At 44.4% G+C, this 20,009-nt stretch carries 17 protein-coding genes; 11 read left to right on the top strand and 6 right to left on the bottom strand.

Going from position 1 to position 20,009, the window contains the following annotated elements; translation table 11 throughout:
- The first annotated feature begins 325 nt into the window (after positions 1–325).
- The 4 genes from polA to QUA45_RS11430 all read left to right on the top strand — a co-directional run bounded on the left by polA (position 326) and on the right by QUA45_RS11430 (position 7,207).
- A complete protein-coding gene (gene polA, locus QUA45_RS11445; RefSeq protein ID WP_333220754.1) occupies positions 326–3,376 on the top strand; it encodes a DNA polymerase I in 3,051 nt (1,016 codons plus the stop codon).
- Positions 3,377–3,387: 11 nt separating this feature from the next.
- Positions 3,388–3,960, top strand: a complete 573-nt coding sequence (locus tag QUA45_RS11440) for a thermonuclease family protein (protein WP_333094609.1) — start codon at positions 3,388–3,390, stop codon at positions 3,958–3,960.
- Between the two features lie 552 nt (positions 3,961–4,512).
- Complete coding sequence (locus QUA45_RS11435) at positions 4,513–5,034, top strand: hypothetical protein (RefSeq protein WP_333094610.1); 522 nt, start codon at positions 4,513–4,515, stop codon at positions 5,032–5,034.
- Between the two features lie 457 nt (positions 5,035–5,491).
- On the top strand, positions 5,492–7,207 hold the full coding sequence (locus tag QUA45_RS11430; protein WP_333220752.1) for an ATP-binding protein: 1,716 nt from the start codon (positions 5,492–5,494) through the stop codon (positions 7,205–7,207).
- A 281-nt stretch (positions 7,208–7,488) separates the two neighbouring features.
- On the opposite strand, the gene QUA45_RS11425 is transcribed toward QUA45_RS11430, so the two are convergent.
- Entirely contained in the window at positions 7,489–8,181 is a 693-nt protein-coding gene (locus QUA45_RS11425) for a DUF2259 domain-containing protein (RefSeq protein WP_333220751.1), read from the bottom strand.
- Between the two features lie 410 nt (positions 8,182–8,591).
- On the opposite strand from QUA45_RS11425, the gene clpB reads away from it, so the two are divergent.
- Entirely contained in the window at positions 8,592–11,207 is a 2,616-nt protein-coding gene (gene clpB, locus QUA45_RS11420) for an ATP-dependent chaperone ClpB (protein ID WP_333101197.1), read from the top strand.
- A 97-nt stretch (positions 11,208–11,304) separates the two neighbouring features.
- Here the strand turns inward: clpB and QUA45_RS11415 are convergent, their stop codons facing one another.
- Entirely contained in the window at positions 11,305–11,481 is a 177-nt protein-coding gene (locus tag QUA45_RS11415) for a ribbon-helix-helix domain-containing protein (RefSeq protein WP_333146406.1), read from the bottom strand.
- Positions 11,482–11,534: 53 nt separating this feature from the next.
- The gene (locus QUA45_RS11410; protein ID WP_333029546.1) at positions 11,535–11,711 is read right to left on the bottom strand and encodes a ribbon-helix-helix domain-containing protein; all 177 of its coding nucleotides are present in this window, start codon (positions 11,709–11,711) and stop codon (positions 11,535–11,537) included.
- 205 nt (positions 11,712–11,916) lie between these two features.
- Between QUA45_RS11410 and QUA45_RS11405 the strand changes: the two genes are divergently transcribed.
- The 3 genes from QUA45_RS11405 (at position 11,917) to QUA45_RS11395 (ending at position 14,088) form a co-directional block, all read left to right on the top strand.
- Complete coding sequence (locus QUA45_RS11405; protein WP_333182733.1) at positions 11,917–12,150, top strand: hypothetical protein; 234 nt, start codon at positions 11,917–11,919, stop codon at positions 12,148–12,150.
- A 160-nt stretch (positions 12,151–12,310) separates the two neighbouring features.
- Positions 12,311–13,393 carry a DUF262 domain-containing protein gene (locus QUA45_RS11400; protein ID WP_333220750.1) on the top strand — a complete coding sequence of 361 codons (1,083 nt, stop codon included), beginning with the start codon at positions 12,311–12,313 and terminating at the stop codon, positions 13,391–13,393.
- Positions 13,394–13,395: 2 nt separating this feature from the next.
- Positions 13,396–14,088, top strand: a complete 693-nt coding sequence (locus QUA45_RS11395; RefSeq protein ID WP_333220748.1) for an MAE_28990/MAE_18760 family HEPN-like nuclease — start codon at positions 13,396–13,398, stop codon at positions 14,086–14,088.
- Between the two features lie 91 nt (positions 14,089–14,179).
- On the opposite strand, the gene QUA45_RS11390 is transcribed toward QUA45_RS11395, so the two are convergent.
- Both QUA45_RS11390 and QUA45_RS11385 read right to left on the bottom strand, forming a co-directional pair.
- Positions 14,180–14,842, bottom strand: coding sequence for a hypothetical protein (locus QUA45_RS11390; RefSeq protein WP_333220747.1), 663 nt, complete (start codon positions 14,840–14,842; stop codon positions 14,180–14,182).
- A 231-nt stretch (positions 14,843–15,073) separates the two neighbouring features.
- Positions 15,074–16,099 carry a YihY/virulence factor BrkB family protein gene (locus tag QUA45_RS11385; RefSeq protein ID WP_333220745.1) on the bottom strand — a complete coding sequence of 342 codons (1,026 nt, stop codon included), beginning with the start codon at positions 16,097–16,099 and terminating at the stop codon, positions 15,074–15,076.
- 129 nt (positions 16,100–16,228) lie between these two features.
- Between QUA45_RS11385 and QUA45_RS11380 the strand changes: the two genes are divergently transcribed.
- A complete protein-coding gene (locus QUA45_RS11380) occupies positions 16,229–16,861 on the top strand; it encodes a hypothetical protein (protein WP_333220743.1) in 633 nt (210 codons plus the stop codon).
- A 309-nt stretch (positions 16,862–17,170) separates the two neighbouring features.
- Entirely contained in the window at positions 17,171–18,157 is a 987-nt protein-coding gene (locus QUA45_RS11375; RefSeq protein WP_333220741.1) for a mechanosensitive ion channel family protein, read from the top strand.
- A 136-nt stretch (positions 18,158–18,293) separates the two neighbouring features.
- On the opposite strand, the gene purU is transcribed toward QUA45_RS11375, so the two are convergent.
- The gene (gene purU / locus QUA45_RS11370) at positions 18,294–19,148 is read right to left on the bottom strand and encodes a formyltetrahydrofolate deformylase (protein WP_333220739.1); all 855 of its coding nucleotides are present in this window, start codon (positions 19,146–19,148) and stop codon (positions 18,294–18,296) included.
- 200 nt (positions 19,149–19,348) lie between these two features.
- On the opposite strand from purU, the gene QUA45_RS11365 reads away from it, so the two are divergent.
- Positions 19,349–19,918 carry a hypothetical protein gene (locus QUA45_RS11365; RefSeq protein ID WP_333220738.1) on the top strand — a complete coding sequence of 190 codons (570 nt, stop codon included), beginning with the start codon at positions 19,349–19,351 and terminating at the stop codon, positions 19,916–19,918.
- The last annotated feature ends 91 nt before the right edge of the window (positions 19,919–20,009 follow it).

The raw sequence follows: 20,009 nt of genomic DNA, 5'->3' as shown, positions 1-20,009 counted from the left end.
GTAAGCGCAAATAATATTGCGTGTTTACGCAAGTCCGTTCAGAAAACGACTTAGAAGGAGAGCGATTGTTTTCGGGGAGAGGGGGGCAATCAGGGGTTTTAAAAATTTATCATCCCAAAGACCTTGTAGAGAAACCTTTTGAGATATTTTAGGCGAGCGAGTAAAATCGACGCACAATAGCAAGAATCGTTGCAGTTGGTCTGACTTACCCAGATATCTACTCCATACTCTACTGTTTTTTGGCATTACAAGAATTGGTGCAAAGATGAGCTACTTCAAAACATCAGACATCCTTCTGCTATAGCTACAATGAGAAAATACTTTCGTGCGATCGGGATCTGTGTCTGTGTCGGAAAATCAAGCACCCACCTTCATCTTAGTTGACGGTCACTCCCTGGCCTTCCGCTCCTACTTCGCCTTTGCCAAAAGTCGAGACGGAGGCTTGCGAACTACGACGGGCATTCCCACCAGCGTCTGTTTTGGCTTTCTCAAGTCGCTGCTGGAAGTCATGGCGGCCCACGACCCCCAGTACATGGCGATCGCCTTTGACCTCGCCACGCCCACTTTTCGCCACGAAGCAGACGACACCTACAAAGCGGGTCGAGCAGAAACACCGGAAGATTTTAAGCCGGATATCAAAAACCTGCAAGAATTGCTCACCTATTTGAATTTACCTGCAATAACTGCTCCGGGCTACGAGGCGGACGATGTTTTGGGAACTTTGGCAAACAAAGCCAGCGCGGCCGGTTATCAGGTCAAAATCCTCACGGGCGATCGCGATTTGTTTCAATTAGTAGAAACCGACAAACACATCAGCGTATTATATTTGAGTACCGATGAGCTCAGGCGATCGGGCAAAGGCAAATCCCAAGAATACGGCCCGGAAGAAGTCAAAGCCAAACTCGGTATTTTGCCCGAACAAGTAGTAGATTACAAAGCCCTCTGCGGCGACAAATCCGACAACATCCCCGGAGTTAAAGGCATCGGCGACAAAACCGCCCTGCAATTGCTGGAAGCTTACAACTCCCTCGACGGCATTTATGCTGCTATAGATGAAATTAAAGGGGCAACCAAGAAAAAGCTAGAAGAAGGCAAAGAAGCTGCTTATCATTCTCAACGCATGGCGACAATAGTCCAAGACGTTCCCTTAGATATCAACTTAGAAGATTGCCAGCTTATAGGTTTTGACGAATCAGCCTTGATTCCAATGCTGGAAAAGTTGGAATTTAAAACATTTTTAAGCAAAGTTAAACAAATTCAAAAGCGTTTTGGCGGTGTTGAACAACTATTGGCAAAGGGCGGGCAAGATGCCCAACCCCTACTCCCCACAATCAATTTAATGGAGAGTGGAACAGGCATCTTGCCTGTTTCTGTGGGCGAACCCGATGTCCACCCCCCAATAGATAAGTCACCTGCAACTTCTGAAAGTTCAGAAGACGATGCGTTGTGGTTTTTTAGTCCCGCAGAAACCCTAGCCGCCCAGCAGGAAAACAAACTGCCAATTAAACCCCGAATAATTCAAACAACCGAACAGTTAAACGAATTAGTCGAACTGCTGCAAACCTTCACCGACAAAGCCTCACCCGTGGCGTGGGATACCGAAACCACCGCCATCGAACCACGAGACGCCGAATTAGTCGGAATTGGCTGCTGTTGGGGAATCGGCGAAGAGGATGTTGCTTACATTCCCACGGGACATAAAACGGGCAAAAACTTGGATAAAGCCACAGTTTTAAATGCTTTGCGTCCGATTTTGGAAAGCGAGAATTATCTTAAAGCGCTGCAAAATGCTAAATTCGATCGATCGATCCTGCGCTGTCAGGGAATCAAACTAGCCGGAGTCGTCTTCGACACCATGCTAGCCAGTTACGTACTCAATCCCGAAACCACCCACAGCCTCAGCGAATTGTCAAGGAAATACTTAGGCATTGTCGCCAAAAGTTACAATGAATTAGTACCCAAAAACAAAACAATTGCTGACATCAGTATTCCGGCGGTAGCCGACTACTGCGGCATGGATGTTCACACAACATTTCAGTTAGTAGGTAAACTGAGAACTGAATTAGATAAAGCTGATGAACATAACTTTCCCGATAAGTCTTTGCACAAGTTGCTGCTGGAAGTAGAACAGCCCCTAGAACCAGTTTTAGCTGAAATGGAATACTGTGGAATTCGCATTGATTCAGCTTACCTGCAAGAACTCTCGCAACAGCTAGAAAAGAGCTTAAAAGAAATAGAAGAAAAGACTTATCAAGCAGCGGGGAGAAAGTTTAATTTAGGTTCGCCGAAACAACTCAGCGAAATCTTGTTAGAAAAAATTCCGGATGAGTTTCAGAAAAAGTCTCGCAAAACTAAGACTGGATACTCTACAGACGCCGCTGTTTTGGATAAATTGCAAGGAGATCACCCGATTGTAGACGATTTATTAGAACACCGAACATTATCCAAGTTGAAATCAACTTATGTCGATGCTTTGCCGCAGTTAGTGCGTGCAGAAACCGGGCGAGTGCATACAGATTTCAACCAAACTGCAACTGGTACGGGAAGGCTTTCTTCTTCCAATCCAAATTTACAAAATATTCCCATCCGCACCGAGTTTTCACGGCAAATTCGCAAAGCTTTTTTACCAGAAGAAGGTTGGCTGATGGTGTCGGCTGACTATTCTCAAATTGAACTGCGAATTTTGGCTCACTTGAGTCAAGAACCTGTGTTAATTGAAGCTTATCAAAATAACCGAGATGTGCATACCGTAACCGCTCAACTGCTGTTTGAAAAAGAGGAAGTAACCCCAGACGAAAGACGGTTTGGCAAAACGATTAATTTTGGGGTAATTTACGGTATGGGGGCGATTAAGTTTGGTCGTTCGATGGGCAAAACTTCAGCAGACGGTAAAAAGTTTATTGAACGATTTAACCAGCGTTACAGTAAAGTTTTTGAATATTTGGAGAAAGTAAAAAAAGAGGCGATCGCCCTCGGATACGTCACCACAATACTCGGCCGCCGCCGCTATTTAAAATTCGAGAGCGAAAGCCTCCTGGACTTAAAAGGCCGCAATCCCCAAGACATTCACTCCGATAGACTTAAATCTGTCAGCAGAGATGACGCCCAATCTTTGCGGGCGGCAGCCAACGCTCCCATTCAAGGCTCTAGTGCTGATATCATTAAACTTGCCATGATTGAGGTACACAAAATTTTGCAAAACTATCAGGCGCGGCTGCTGCTGCAAGTTCACGATGAATTAATCTTTGAAGTACCCCCCGATGAATGGGAAGAATTGCAACCGAAAATTAGAACTGCGATGGAAAATGCTCTGCCACTTAGCGTACCGCTGATAGTTGACATCCACGCTGGGCAAAATTGGATGGAAACTAAATAAAACAGAGAAATATGAGCCCAACAAAAATCCCCCTTTTCCCAACAATAAAAACCTTAAGTGCAGTTGCTCTGCTATTGCTACTATTCGGGTGTCCACAAAAGTTAGCGCCCAACAACTATGCTGTCAAGCGAGTCAGCGACGGCGACACCCTTGTCGCTAGCGATAGCGCCGGAAAAGATATCAAAGTGCGTTTTGCCTGTGTAGATGCACCGGAAGTCGCGCACACAAATGCTGAGAAAAATAGCAAAGCATCAGCACTAAAAAATCAATTTAAGTGGGGCAATTTAGCGCACCAAAGAATGCAGCAGCTCGTCAAACAAGGGGGGGGTCGCGTTGTCTTGACCGTCACCGATACTGACCGCTACGGCCGCAAAGTTAGCGAAGTTCGTTTGCCAAACGGCACATTTGCCCAAGAAGTTTTGACCCGCGAAGGATTAGCAATGGTTTACCGTCCTTACTTGAAAAACTGTCCCAGTGCCAGTGTTCTGGAACAAGCGGAAGCCGAAGCTAAGAAAAATCGCCGCGGCGTTTGGGGAGATTCCAAGTTTGTTCCTGCGTGGAAATTTCGGAAGAGTGATAAATGATCGGAAGAAGGAAGTTAGGCAATGGATTGTAGAAGGGATTTAACGGATTTAACGGAGGTATTTTGACTAGGGAAACGGGATTGGCGTTCCTTACGGTTCGCTTTGACTTTTAATAATTGGTATAAGATTTAGGATGGTAGCAAGACTTTTTTAAATTTGTATTATGTTGTTGACAGGGAATCTGGGAACCTGTATCAGAGATTTACAGTCTTGGACAGATTCAGGTCTTGTTAAACCCGGTCTCTACTATAAATCGTAGGTTGAGCTGCGAGGCATCCGCCCAGAAACCGGGTTTCTAGATACTGATGGCGATCGCCCTAATTTAGTACAATACAATCAGGACGGGGTTCTGCTCCTACCGTCTGCAATCTGTGGATTTTCGGCGATAGCTGACGCCAGATTCATCTAAAACCAGACATGAGTTCGATCGCACTTTTCTCCGACCTGTTTTTTCGGAAAAGTCAACAAATGTGATAGGCTCCAGATAAACTAATAGACTGCTGACAAAAGCGGTCTATTGCAATCACCCAAAATTAACTTTAAGGGACATCAATGAATTTCAAACATCTGGTTATTTCCGGCCTTGCGCTGATCCTCGGTACTGCAATTGTAGGAAATGCGATTGCTCAAGAACTGACGGAAAACCAAAAAACGGTTATTTGTCGCTTGAAAACAGAAGTTGACCAGCGGAAAGGTAACGGTCAAAAATTAGTATTTGTGCCGTTGCTGGGCCAAGTTCGCAAGCAAGTTTCATCTCCTTTTAGAGCGACGTTGCATCCTAATGTGGAGTATGTTTTTGTTGCCACTTGCGACGGAAATTGTCAGGATTTAAACTTATCTCTCAAGGATGCAAGCGGTCAGGAAATCGCTGTGAGTCAAAAAACAGGCGAACTGGCGTCAATCTCTTTTACTCCCCCATCCCAAGGCGAATATCAAATCACTGCTAAGCCTGGGGAATGCACGACGGCAGAGGGTTGCAGTTATGGCCTGGGAATCTTCGTTCCAGCAAGTGCAAACGTACCTAATGCTTCCAAAATTCCTGCTGAGATAGCACAATTTCGACTTTGCCAGTAGGAGAACAGCGATAGAGTTGTGGGTTGCGAGTAGAGTAGAGTTTTAAATGAGAAATCTAACTCATAACTTGCAACTTATAACTCACCACTTATATCGCAACCACCAAAACGGTGAGGATGTTCTTAATTACTGAAACCATGCCTTTGACTGGTTCTTCCTTCTTGCTTTTTTTTATTCTGAGCGACTTGCACTACCCTTTGACTTCGCTCAGGAACCGCGACTTGCCTGCTCGCATCGCTGAAGGGAAGAAAGCTGAATGCAGCCGAAGATCCTTCTTCCTTCTGCTATAATTTTTTACGCATAACTGCTGCAAACTGTCAAGCCGATCGAGCTGTGGAACCCTGCAAAGACCCTACAACTACCGAAACCTAGTCCGAAGCCAGAACTTTATTTACCCTCCGGCAGGCATCAATTAGAATATAGATGGTGCCTCTCAAAGGTGACGAGTACATTGCCCATGTCTTTAACCTTAGCTTTGAAAAATCAACTGCATAACCGTCCTCAAATAGGGTTGAAAAGTCTGTTGGGCCGCTTAGGTATCAGGCAGAAAATCGGCTGCGGATACGCCTTGGTCATTGGTATTGCCGTTTTGGGTGCTGTGGCGGGACGGGGAGTAGAATCCTATCACAAACAGCAAGTTAGAGAAAAACTAGCGATCGACCGAGATAAAGCGGAAATCCTGACAAACCTCAATAACACGGTGCAGGAAGTCAGAATTCAGCAGCAAGAGCTGGCGAGTCTGACGGCCAAACCGCAAATTTTCGATCGCCAACGCTCGGAATTCCTGACTCGCGTTGCTCAGATGAGCGGCATCCTCGAACAACTGCAAACCCCGTTGCAGACGAAGAATCCCGAGATTGCCAAAGACTACCAACAGCTTCAACAGTTCGCTCAAGTCAACGGCAAAACCGTAGAATCATACTTTCAACAAGTACAAAAATTGTTGGCTACTGCGAAATTATCTGCTTTGATTCCGAAGCAGCAGCAGGCATTGGGGCAGAACTTGAACAATTTTGTGACGGGCGAAACTGCTTTGAAACTCAAACAGTTTTCCGAAGATTCAGCCCAAATGGCCGGCAACTTTCGCGATAAAGCAGATGAGGCATTTAGAACCTACGAGGAAGCAGAAAAACTTGGAACTCTGATTCTGGTTTGCTCTCTAGCAGTATCCGCCGGTATCGCAGCCCTACTTGCAGCATACACCAGCCGGGCGATCGCCCGCCCCTTAGAAGCCACCACCCTCATCGCCCAGCGAGTTACCGAAGAATCAAACTTTGATTTGCAAGTACCCGTCACTACTTCCGACGAAGTGGGAATGCTGGCAGTTTCGCTCAACGAACTCATTCAGCGCGTAGCAGAATATACAGAAGACTTGCACGAAGCAAAAGTAGCAGCCGAAGCTGCCAACCGCTCGAAAAGTGCATTTCTCGCCAACATGAGCCACGAACTCCGCACCCCCCTCAATGCCATCATCAACTACAGCGAAATGCTGCAAGAAGATGCTCAAGATTCCGGTTCCGAAGATTTTCTCCCCGACTTAGAAAAAATTCAAACCGCAGGCAAACACCTGCTGGATATGATTAGCGACATCCTCGATATTTCCAAAATAGAAGCCGGTCACGTCACCCTTTATTTGGAAAACTTCGACGTAGCAACGATGATTGAAGAAGTGATGACTACTGCTCAACCGCTAGTAGAAAAAAAAGGTAATGCTTTAGCACTGAAAACAAAAGGCGAACTCGGCACAATGTACGCCGACCAACCGAAAGTACGGCAAATTCTCCTCAATTTGCTCAGCAATGCTGCCAAATTTACCGAAAAAGGCGTCATTACTATCGGCGTCGAAAGAATGAAAATTGAAAAATCACGACCGACGAAACCAAATAAAAATAATGATTTTCAATCGGGTTCAAACTATACTTCTCAAGTTTTAATGTTTCGAGTCAGCGACACCGGCATCGGCATGACGGACGAGCAATTAGAGCAGATATTTAAACCTTTTACCCAAGCTGATGCCTCGACTACCCGCAAGTATGGAGGTACGGGTTTGGGATTGACAATTAGCCAGCGTTTGTGTCAAATTCTCGGCGGCGAAATTAGCGTCGAAAGCGAAGACGGTAAAGGTTCAACTTTTATTGTCAGTCTCCCGGAACGGGTGGTAATGCAGGCATGAAGTCAGGCAAAATATGGATTTGGACAGGGATACACGGATTAAGGATTGAGCATTCTTCAATAGTCAGGAGGCAGATGTTCAAGGAAAAAGAAAGAGGGAGGAAGGAAGAGGGAAATTTTAAAATGTATTGATATATCAATTATCAAAATAAAGAATAATTAACAACCCGATCGGGACTAACGCACAGGCTCTATCTGTAGGTGCGCCGTCTGTACCTTACATATAGAAGTTCTGCGTAAGTTTTGATAATTCCCAGGTTAAGACCTGGGAATATAGCAAGCCTACAGAACAAAGCCTTGTACAACAGTAGTTTTCAAGACTCCTTCAAAAGTGCGTTCTGTCTTGTCCACCAAGACAACGGCATTCCGCCCGTTCGGAGACAAACGAACTTCTCGGATTGAATAAGAGAACACCCAATCTTGAAAATTGTTCAGCGATCCGAGGACACGCTGCCGACCGTTATGATTAATTACAAGACGCATTGCCGCGCTTTCTTTGCCAGCAGAAGCATTTTTTTGCCGCTGTTCTAGGCGAATTTGTAAAAGCTTTGCTGTATTGACTTTGACGGCGACTGTCTCGCTTCCATTGGCTCCGGGAGTACGAGAAATAATGTTTAGTTTAGTTCCAGCTTGAGGAGGAGTTAACTTCAAAGTTTGCCTGCTATTCCAACTTTTTTGAAGCAAATCATCTTCTGCCATTTTAGTGCTTTTATTCGAGTCTGGCTCCCCATATTTAGTTTGGATACACCCATTTTTGATGCAGGAATTTGCAGCAACTTGGACAATTTGCAATTTTGCTTTGGGAATTCCCGCTCCTGTATCTCTGGAACTTTCTAGATACAAGTAGTAATTGCTGTCGGCGGAAAAACCAGACATCCGGTGTGCGGCACGCCAGGTATTTGCCAAAGCTTCAGGGGCTACTGCGATCGCGGCACTTGCTATAATACCTAACGAAATTAAAGGTAAAATTTTCATAGCTATATTTTCCAGGTGTGAGAGTTATAGCGGCTGTTATTGATGAGTAAAACAATAACGCTTTGGGTTTAGCTATAGGACTGTGACGCTTCTCGAGTCCTCTCTCCTATTTACATGAGTGTTTCTCCATTTTCCGCAGCAGGAGACTGTTTAAGAATGTGCCGTTTTTTCAAGTGGCAGTAGAAAGCATTTTTAATGTGAGAGTTGGTCTTATCCAAGAGTCCAACTTTTAGGCGCGACAGTTTGCTTTTGCTTGCGAGGGACTGCTACACAGGACGGAAATACCTATCTCAAGATAGGGGAACACCGATCCGATCGCCCTCCGCAACTCCCTACAATGACAATTGTACGGGCGATCGAGCAATTGCCTCTACAGCAGTCATCATTTTGAATTCAGGGAATTAAAATTTATGCAACCGAATAATCCAAACCAATTTACAGAAAAAGCCTGGGAAGCCCTCGCCCGCACCCCCGAAATCGTCAAAGCAGGTCAGCAGCAGCAGCTAGAAAGCGAACACTTGATGAAAGCTTTGCTGGAACAAGAATCAGGGCTTGCTAGCAGCTTATTTAACAAAGCTGGAGTTTCTGTAGCAAAATTGCGCGATCGCACTGATGAGTTTATCAGTCGCCAGCCAAAAATTACTGGAAGCGGCGGCAACGTTTATCTAGGTCGTTCTCTCGACACTTTGCTCGATCGCGCCGAAACTTATCGCAAAGAGTACGGCGATGAATTTATTTCGATCGAGCATTTGATACTAGGTTACGTTAAGGACGATCGCTTTGGCAAAAATCTACTGCAAGAATTTAAACTAGATGAAGCCAAGCTCAAAGATATCATTGCCCAAGTCCGGGGGAACAACAAAGTGACAGATCAAAATCCAGAAGGCAAATACGAAGCGCTGGAAAAATACGGCCGAGATTTGACTGAAGCAGCGCGTCAAGGCAAACTCGATCCGGTAATCGGACGCGATGACGAAATCCGCCGCACGATTCAAATTTTGAGCCGTCGCACCAAAAATAATCCGGTATTGATTGGGGAACCGGGAGTCGGCAAAACTGCGATCGCCGAAGGACTCGCCCAGCGAATTATCACCGGAGATGTGCCGCAATCTCTCAAAGACAGACAATTAATTAGCCTAGATATGGGCGCTTTAATTGCCGGTGCAAAATTCCGGGGAGAATTTGAAGAACGCTTGAAAGCGGTACTCAAAGAAGTTACCGACAGCAACGGCAAAGTCATCTTATTTATCGATGAAATTCACACCGTTGTCGGTGCTGGCGCAACTCAAGGCTCGATGGATGCCGGCAATTTACTTAAACCCATGTTAGCTAGGGGAGAATTGCGCTGTATCGGCGCTACAACTCTCGACGAATACCGCAAGTACCTCGAAAAAGATGCGGCACTAGAACGCCGTTTTCAACAAGTTTATGTTGACCAACCGACAGTTGAAGATACTGTCTCGATTTTGCGGGGCTTGAAAGAACGGTACGAAGTTCACCACGGGGTAAAAATTTCCGACAGCGCCCTAGTGGCGGCGGCTACTTTGTCTACTCGATATATTAGCGATCGCTTCCTTCCAGACAAAGCCATTGACTTAGTGGACGAAGCAGCGGCTAAACTCAAAATGGAGATTACCTCCAAGCCGGAAGAACTAGACGAAATTGACCGCAGGATTTTGCAGCTAGAAATGGAAAGACTGTCGCTGCAAAAAGAAAGTAACGTTGCTTCGATCGAACGCTTGGAAAGACTGGAAAAAGATTTAGCAAACCTCAAGGAACAGCAAAGCGCTTTGAATGCCCAGTGGCAATCGGAAAAAGGTGTCATCGGCAGCATTCAAAAGATTAAAGAACAGATTGATAAGGTGAATATTGAAATTCAGCAAGCTGAATTAAAATATGACCTGAACCGTGCTGCTGAGTTGAAATATAGCAAGTTAACCGAATTGCAAAAACAACTGCAAGAAGCTGAATCTCAACTGTCAGCAACTCAAACCACAGGTAAAACTTTGCTGCGGGAAGAAGTCACAGAAGGTGACATTGCCGAGATTATTTCCAAGTGGACGGGAATTCCGATTAGCAAGTTGGTTGAATCGGAAATGCAGAAACTTCTGCACTTGGAAGATGAACTGCACAAGCGGGTAATCGGACAGGATGAAGCAGTGACGGCGGTTGCAGATGCAATTCAGCGATCGCGCGCAGGTTTAGCCGATCCCAATCGTCCGGTTGCGAGTTTTATCTTCCTCGGCCCCACGGGTGTAGGGAAAACTGAGTTAGCTAAAGCATTAGCGGCTTATCTGTTCGACACGGAAGAAGCGATCGTGCGAATTGATATGTCGGAATACATGGAGAAACACGCGGTTTCGCGGTTAATTGGTGCGCCTCCGGGATACGTTGGCTACGATGAAGGCGGACAATTAACGGAGGCTGTGCGCCGCCGTCCTTACTCAGTGATTCTATTCGATGAAATCGAGAAAGCGCACCCGGATGTATTCAACATCATGCTGCAAATTCTGGATGACGGCCGCGTTACCGATGCTCAAGGTCACACGGTAGACTTTAAGAATTCTGTGATTATTATGACATCGAATGTTGGCTCTCAATACATCTTAGATGTGGCCGGAGATAACGAACAAATGCGGAGTCGGGTGATGGAAGCGATGCGGGGAACTTTCCGCCCAGAATTCTTGAACCGGATTGATGAGATGATTATCTTCCACGGTTTGAGTAAGACGGAACTGCGGCAGATTGTGCTGTTGCAAGTTAAGCGCTTGGAAAAACGGTTAGCAGATCGCAAAATGTCTCTCAAATTGTCGGAATCTGCGATCGACTTCTTAGCAGAAATTGGTTACGATCCGGTTTACGGTGCACGGCCATTGAAGCGGGGAATCCAGCGGGAGTTGGAAACGCAAATGGCGAAGGGTATTTTGCGGGGAGATTTTGCTGACGGCGATACCATTTTTGTGGATATCGAGAATGAAAGGTTGGCGTTTAAGCGGCTGCCGGCACAGTTGGTGACTGCGAAATAATTTGGGTAGGGTGGGCTGCGGCCCACCTTATTTTTTTGAGGCGGTGGTTCTTTTTTTGACTGCAGATATAGGCGGATGGGATTGCGGGCGATCGTTCTTAAGGGCGATCGCTTTCTGATTTATCTTTTTTCTGTTGTTGGCGTTCTCGAACAGATTTCGTCAGCAGGTACGTTGCCAAACTGCTAACGGATCTGCTGTCGTCTTCTGCCCATTCTTCGAGAGCTTTTTGAATCTCTTCTGGCAAATATGCGGTAACTCGTCCCCGTGAAGCCATTCGTTGTACTGCAAAACATTTCAACAAACTCCATCTTACGCCGTGGTCATCGCTTAAGGGCGATCGCTTTCTGATTCTTCCTTTTTCTGCTCTTGGCGCTCTCTGACTGCTTTAGCTGCCACATGGGATAGCAGGTTTGCAAGGGTTCTATCTTCTTCTTCAGCCCATTCGGACAAGGCTTGATGAACGTCTTCTGGCAGGGTAACTGTGACTCGCATTCGTGAAGGCATGGGCTGGCATGGTTTTACTTCAATTGTCTTCAATTTTACACTCCAACACCATTTGATATATTTTTGTGTCATTTGATGTCAATAGCATCAAATTATGCTATTAGTGTATATAAGGCTCAGGCCTTAAAACGTCAGAAGCCAGCCCCTCACTGTCCAAGGTTCCGGGCTGGCTCTGGCTCCAAAAATATCAATGGAGACGAGTTCTATGTTGACATACAAAGACCGCTTGTGTTGTTGGGCGATCGCCCGTTTGTTACCTTCTCATCAATGGATGATTGTCGCCCGCTTCCGCAGTCGTTCAGATGCAGACGGGCATTTTCAGTTTCTGCGACAAACTATACCTCACGTTAAGTTTGAGGTTGTGTTCGATTTAAGCGGGGACAGCAACCGTTTATCGGCGTTGGGCCGCTGTGCCAATTCCCTCGCCAGCCGGTTATAAATTGTAATTTTCCGGCTGTTTTGAGTTGATTTAATTTGGGGGATCGCACTTTTTTTGATAAGTGCGATCGCTTTTACGAAGTAAGTCCCAAATTTTTATGGTAAAATCATAGTACCGATAAGTCTATTCACTCCGCAATTTCCGATTATTATTTAAGAATATGCGATCGAAACTAGAAATTACCGAGCAACACAAAAAGGTTGATGCTGCTGAAGCCGAAATCCGCGACAAGCAGCAGCTAGTTAATTACGATACCAAAGAGTATCCAGTCGAAATACTCGTTCAAAAATATATGGAAGGAAAGGATGATGATACCAATGAGTTGTTCATCCCCGACTACCAACGTGACGATGCTTGGGATGAAGCAACGCAGTCAAAGTTGATTGAGTCTATATTTTTGGGTCTGCCAATACCTTATATTTTTGTTGCTGACATCCATGAGGACGAAAACGATGAAGCCCGTTTAGAAATAATAGATGGTACACAACGCATTCGGACTTTAAGTAGATTTATCAATAACGAATTAACCTTGATCGAATTAAAGAAATTACAGAGTTTAAATGGATTTAAATTTGCTGATTTGCCCCTGGCCCGTCAGAGGCGCTTCAACCGCACTACACTTCGGATGATTCAACTAACTGAAAGTGCAAATGAGGAAGCGCGAAGAGATTTATTTGAACGCATTAATACAGGTAGCGTCCAGCTAAACGAGATGGAAAAGCGCCGAGGCATACTGCCCGGCCCGTTTCTCAAACTGATTGAGGAACTATCGAAACATGACAAGTTCCGCAAATTATGCGCTTTTTCTGAGTCTACTATTCGCAGACGCGAACCGCAAGAATTTGTGTTGCGTTTTTTTGCATTTTTAAATAACTATGAGAAGTTTAATAGTAAGATAAACATATTCCTTGATGAGTATCTGAAGCAAGTAAATGAAGATCCGAAATTCGATCGCGAAAAAATGCGGGAAGAATTCGAGTCAATGCTGAATTTTGTAGAAAAATATTTTCCTCAAGGATTTCGCCAAGGTAAAAATGGCGCCAGAACAACAACTCGCATTAAATTCGAGTCTCTGGCTGTCGGTGTTGCTCTTGCTTTGAGAAAAAACAGCAATCTTGAGCCAAAGTCAACAGAATGGCTCAATTCACAACAATTTAAGGATTTCACAAAATCTGATGCTAGCAGTTCTAAAAATAAAGTAGTTTCACGCATTGAGTATGTCCGCGATCGACTGCTAGGCTAAAGATGAATACTGTACTCTTAGATTTCAATACACGCGCTCAAGAGGTAGATGATTACTTCATCTTTTTACATGGCTTAATCAAACAAACCACTAAGTTAGCTGTCGCCGATAGTGCTGGACAATATCAAATACAAAGTCTTAATCCTGAGTTGGCAAAAACTCTTAAAGCCATTGGCTTTTTGTTATTGTATAACTTAGTTGAATCCACTATGCGAAATGCCATTGAAGCCATATTTGATGAGCTTAAAAATCAAGCAATCTCCTTCGATCAACTCAAACCAGAAATCAAAATGATTGTTCTTCAAAATCTTAAAAACCGTTCTCCTAAAAAAATTCATTTACAAATTAACCAAATATCTATAGACATCATCACAGCTACATTTGAACGCGAAGAACTATTTTCCGGGAATGTGGATGCTAGGTTGATTAAAGAAATAGCCGAAAAATATGGCTTTTCATGTAAAACAGAACCTACTAAGACAAAAGACGGGCAAAATCTTTTAGTTATTAAACGCAACAGGAATGACTTAGCGCACGGAGTTAAGTCTTTTGAGGAAGTGGGGCGAGATCAGACTATTGAGGAACTTTTAGAGATTAAGGAGGAAGTCATAGAATACCTACGTCAAATACTGGAGAATATTAAAACTTATCTTGACAATCAAGAGTATTTGGACGTAACTACAGGTAATCCTTAATTTTAGGCTAAGAAACCGGGTTTCTCGGATGATTTAGGTTGGGTGGCGAGATATCTCGGAAGAAACCCGGTTTCTGGGAATTATCTGAAGGCTACTTCCGCACCATAACAGATCGAATCACAGCATTTGGCCGATACTTATTAGTCTGATAAAATCCCCCTTGACCAGCGCCATAAACTCCCGCAAATTGTTTCCCTTCAGCTTTGGGAACAAACATAATTTTTCTAGTGGGTTGCTTGGCAAATACAACCCCTTCTCTCATTTCATTATCTACGTTATAAGATAAAGTCGCCTTGCCGTAAATTGCCTCTGCTTGTTTCAGAGTCATTCCCGGCCCGACGCCCTGAACTGTTTTATAATTAGCATTTTCAGTCATCAAAAGTTCAATGATATCGGTATCTTTTAGCTTTGTACCCGCAGCGTAGATAATCCGATATTGCACTTTTCCCGACTGGCTGACAGCCACAGCATCAAAGTCTACCATAAAAGGAGACTGAACTTTAAACTGCGCTGTGGAACCGAGAGCCTTTTTCAATCCTCCGAAAGTCATCCCCACCTTCGCCGCTCCAATTGTGCGATCGGAAATTGTTAAACTGGCAGAAGGTGTTTTTTGAGCAGCATTTGCCGCTCCTCCCAGCACATTTGTAGCCCTAAGCGCAACAGTGGAACCGGGAGTGGAAATTAAGGTGAGATAACTGCCGATCGCCAGCAAAGCAGCTATCATTGATCCAGACAAAACTTTAACATTCAACATGACTAATTCTCCTAGATTTCAAATGCGACTATCTACCCGCATCTTTTTGACTATCCTGGGCCTCACCCTCCTAGTTTGGATTCTCAGAGGTGTTGGCCTCTTGACATTTATTCCCGGTGGTGTCATTTGGATACTGATTTTTCTGTCTTTTGTTGCGGGCATCCTCAGCACTGTACTCCGTAGGTAAGCCAGCATCCGGCAAATAACAATTAACTATTCAAAATTAACAAATTATTTTAATTTTGATTGTTTTATAGCCTTTCCCACCGTCACATTCAACTGAGCGCCTATCAGCATTACCAAAGAAGAAATATCCAGCCACAGCAGCAACACAATAAAACTTCCGATTGTGCCGTAAGTCCAAGTGTAATTGCCCAAATGCAAAACATAAAACCGAAATAAAGCTGAAAATAGCGCCCACAAAATAGCAGCAAAAACAGCTCCTGATACAATAGGAATATCTGGTTGACGGCGACTAGGCCCGTAGCGGTAAATAAATGCAAAAGCCAGCGATACAATTCCCAAAGAAATCGGCCACCTCCACAGCCGCCAAGCACCTAACAGTTGCGACTCTAAAGGGCAATTGCCGGCGAGGAGCAAGCAATTTTGGACATCTTTTAAATCGCAATTGGCGACGGACTCCAGCAGGCAACTCTGGCGGGCAATAGCTTGTACAATTAAGTCGCTGACAAATACTACTCCCGATGCTAGAATTAACAGCACAATTGTACCGATACTGAGCGCCAGAGAAATAAGTTTGGCTTTCCAAAATGGTCTAGTTCGATCGATCGGGGTTTCATGGATGCGATCTAGTGCAGCCATCGCCGCGCTCATTACTCCAGAAAATGCCCAAATCGCCCCAAGAAAGCTTACCGAAAACAGCCCTTTACTCCGAGTTAACATAATTTCTTTGATTAAGCCACCAATCAAATTCCGCACGTCATCGGGTATAACTTCGCCCAAAAGACGGGCGATTTGATAAAGTGTTAACTGCAAAGGTTCAAAGATAGCGATCGCAGATAAAATAGCCAACAGCCCCGGAAACAGCGCCAGCATAGAATTGTAGGCCATTTCCGCAGACAGCCCCGGCAAGCGCTGTTCTCCCGCCTTCGCCCCGACTTCCTTGAGCGTGCCCCAAGTCAAACACCGACAAAACAGCCAAAAACCCCCAAATTTCCGTTTGAGAGCTCGAAGCAAGCTTAAAAGCGCCTTAAACAAAGCTAAAATCAGGTAGCGCAACCAGTAATAAATGTTCATAGCGCACAGGAGAGGGGGAACTCGAAAATGGAAAATGGATGCAGGACGATCGCGCAACTGGAAATAAGGAGCGTTACTTAATTAAGCCATTGCTAATCTAAAATCTAAAATCTAAAATCTAAAATCAATATGGCTCAGGATGTCAGACAGTGGTTAGATGAAATCAAGCGGCTGCAACAGCAGTTAACAGAAGTTTCGCGCGATCGCGATGAGGCCGGTGAAAGTGCCGCTCAGTGGCGCCAACTCTACAATACCGAAGCCGAGCAGCGGCGGAATGATGCTAAATTAACTCAGCAAATCATCGCTTCTCTGGAAGCACAAATAGAGCAATTACAAAATTTTTCCCCCCTTGTGCCCGAAGGCGATGATGCTGGGGTTGCTCGCCAGCAAGAAATCGCACAACTGCACACAGTAGGCGAACTTAAAGCTAAGTTAGCAGAAGTTCTCGAAGAGCGCGATCGGGCGATCGAACAAGTTAAACAACTCACTCAAGCCCTCAAACAAGAAGAAGCCCGTCACGCCGAAACTAGCAAAAATTTAACTAGCGCCCTCGGAGATGCTGTTGACTTGCTCGCGAAAGCCCAAAATCCCGCTCCTGCAAAAACCGAGACAGTATATTCTTTGGAGATAGTACCTACTCGCACTGCAAATCCTGGCGAAACTGCCCTGGAAATCCGCCAAACTTCCGCCCCAGGCAAAAATCCCGCCCAGCTTCCACCTTCTAAAAATCAGTTACTCGACTTACCGCCCTTTGGGAATTAAGAGTTAAAAATTCAGGAATTGTCGGCATGGCGAGTCCCCTTAGCAGGTGGGATTTAGTCAGCGATGCGTTGTTTTTGCTGTTCCTGCTATTAGAGGGCATTAATTCATCCGCTTCTTTATTATTCCCCATCTACAGATGGTTTACTAATCGATCTAACTGTACTATATCCCAACCTATAATCTGCATTCAAAATTTTTAAAACATCCAAAAAATATTCCTCGCATCGTACCAACCTACAGTCTTTAGATAGAACTTAATCGAGCTAAATTTTACTACTATCGACAACGACTGATGCGCGAGGAAACTTCATGAACGCAGAGATATCCATAGTCTGGAAAAAGATTCAGAGCATGATCGACAGCTTTACGATCATGCTGCCTAATATTGTGCTGGCCTTAATTGTCTTTGCATTTTTTTACTTTGTGGGGGGGAAAATTAAGAGAGTGGTCAGGCGGCTTACTCGCAACCACCACCAAGCTCGAAATTTGGGGCTGGTGTTAGGACGGTTAACCCAGAGTGCGATCGTTCTAGTTGGTCTGTTTGTTGCGCTTTCGATTGTAATTCCCACATTTAAAGCTGGGGATTTGATTCAACTGCTGGGAATTAGCGGGGTGGCGATTGGTTTTGCCTTTCGGGATATCTTGCAAAACTTCTTAGCCGGTATCTTAATTCTGTTGACGGAACCGTTCCGAATCGATGACCAAATTGTGTTTAAAAACTTTGAGGGAACGGTAGAAAATATTGAGACCCGCGCTACAACAATCCTAACTTATGATGGTCGCCGGATTGTCATTCCCAATGCCGAATTGTTTACGAATTCGGTGACGGTGAATACCGCTTTCGATAAACGCCGCACGGAATACGATTTTGGTATTGGTTACAACGACGATATTGACCGCGCCAAGAAGTTAATGCTGGAAGGATTGTACACCGTAAATGAGGTGTTGAAAGATCCTGCACCCGATGTGCTGGTGGTTGAGCTAGCAGAAAGTACCGTCAATATTCGCGTTCGATGGTGGATTGCTCCGCCGCGCCGAATTGACGATATGCGATCGCGCGACAAGGTAATTTGTGCTATTAAAAAAAAGCTTGTGGAAAACGGCATCGATTTGCCTTATCCCACGCGACAAATTTTGTTTCACGACCAAACAGAAGAAACCGATGGCGATCGCTCCCAGCAGCGTGAAGGATGGCCTGCGGGTAAAAGCAAGGTTCCGAAACCTCGCCCTATTGGGGGCTCTGTGGGAAAACAGGCCTTTGGGCGATCGCAACTTGACGGCAACGGACAATCTTAGCCGCATCACAAGTCATGCAAAATGTCAAATTGAGCAAACTTTGGGATTCGCTGCACTGCGATCGTGCAACTGCAATTTATATTAATCACCGAGTTATCAAAAGAGTAACAAACCCGATTGATATGATGCCTAATTTTCAAGCAAAAACCACAGTCCGATTGCCATAAACTAAAACACGATTTTGTAAATGATATCGCACGGCTCTTGCTAACACAACTCTTTCTAAATCTTTACCTTTGCGAATCAAATCAGACACTTCATCGCGGTGACTCACCCGCACAACATCTTGTTCGATAATCGGGCCAGCATCTAAATCAGGTGTAACATAGTGAGCTGTTGCACCGATAATTTTTACTCCTCTTTCATAAGCTCTTTCGTAAGGATTTGCACCCACAAACGCGGGTAAAAATGAATGGTGAATATTAATCACATTGGGAAACTTTATGATAAAGTCTTGGCTCAAGATTTGCATATATTTAGCCAAAACTACTAAATCAATCTTATATTTTTTAAGGATTTCTAACTGTTGTGCTTCTTGAATAGCTTTATTGTCTTTAGTAATGGGAATATACTCAAAGTCGATACCGTATTGTGTGGCAATGGGCTTTAAATTTTCATGGTTGCTGATAATCAGCGGAATTTCACCTCTGATTTCTTGCGCTCGCTGTCGCCAAATCAAGTCTAATAAACAGTGATCTTGACGGCTTACCCAGATTGCGATGCGTCGAATTTTATGAGAGAAATGCAATTGCCAATTGGCTTGTAAGTCCTTGGCAATTTCACTAAAAGCAGGTGTTATTTGTTCGGTGGTTAAGTCAAAATCATCTAATTGCCATTCGAGTCGGCTCAGAAATAATCCGGCGGTAAAATCTGTATGGTGATCTGCGTGGATGATATTGCCGTTGTGGGAGGCTATAAAATTGGCAAGTAAGGCGACGAGTCCTTTGCGATCGGGACAGGCAATTAACAGGGTTGCAGTAGGCTTAGTCATGGTAGAATAGCAAAAGTGTTAAGTGTTATTTTAGGCGATCGGATCGGGTTTATCGTCGAGCGGGCGATCGCCGATCGTTAGTGAAAACAGAGAAAGCCAGTTTTTGCGATCGACTGAGTTTCTGAAAGCCTGCATCGGTTAGGGGTAAATAGAAGTTTGAATCATCTTTCATCGCCGAAGGTCATTCGCGAATACACAATATGACTATCCATAGAATAGAGTACCTGATTCTTTCTTCGGTTATAGAACATTATGAAACTCTCAAAAATGTGGCATCGGATTGGAGACTCTCTCATACTGAGGTGGCAGTAGCAGCCGAGCGCTTATTTCATAAAGGTTACATTTTAGCTGCATTTTGCACTGAAACGGAAAAATTAATTGAAGATATTACCTTAAATCGCTCTCAAATTCAGGCACACTTGGATGGAAAAATCAACGCTTTTTACTACTTAACTCCTCAAGGGGGAGCAAGGTGGGAAAGCTTAACTCATCCCAATTGGAACCATTATAGACAATGGTATATGGGTTATAGACGTGATGAAATAACTGGCTTAATTAAATCACAAATAACCTGTTGTTCTCGGCAGATAATCGAAAAAATCATAAATCTTAGCGAACATTTAGAAAGCCAAACTATTCTTCTAGAAACTTGTGTTTGGGAGAAAATAGAGTGCTGGGAGGCAACGTACTGGAAAACTTTACCCAAAGCTTACAAAGTTACTTACCAGTATCGACATTTTGAATGGTGCATCAACTCAAATACACCCTAAGAGTGGATTGACAAAGATCGACAAGCAAGGCAGTGGAACTCAGAAATTTTGCATTGGTATACGGAGCCAGAATTAGATACAAACCCATCAA

This window comes from Microcoleus sp. Pol12A5 (genome assembly GCF_036701435.1).
Taxonomy (GTDB): domain Bacteria; phylum Cyanobacteriota; class Cyanobacteriia; order Cyanobacteriales; family Microcoleaceae; genus Microcoleus.
This window is presented reverse-complemented; position numbering and strand designations above follow the sequence as displayed.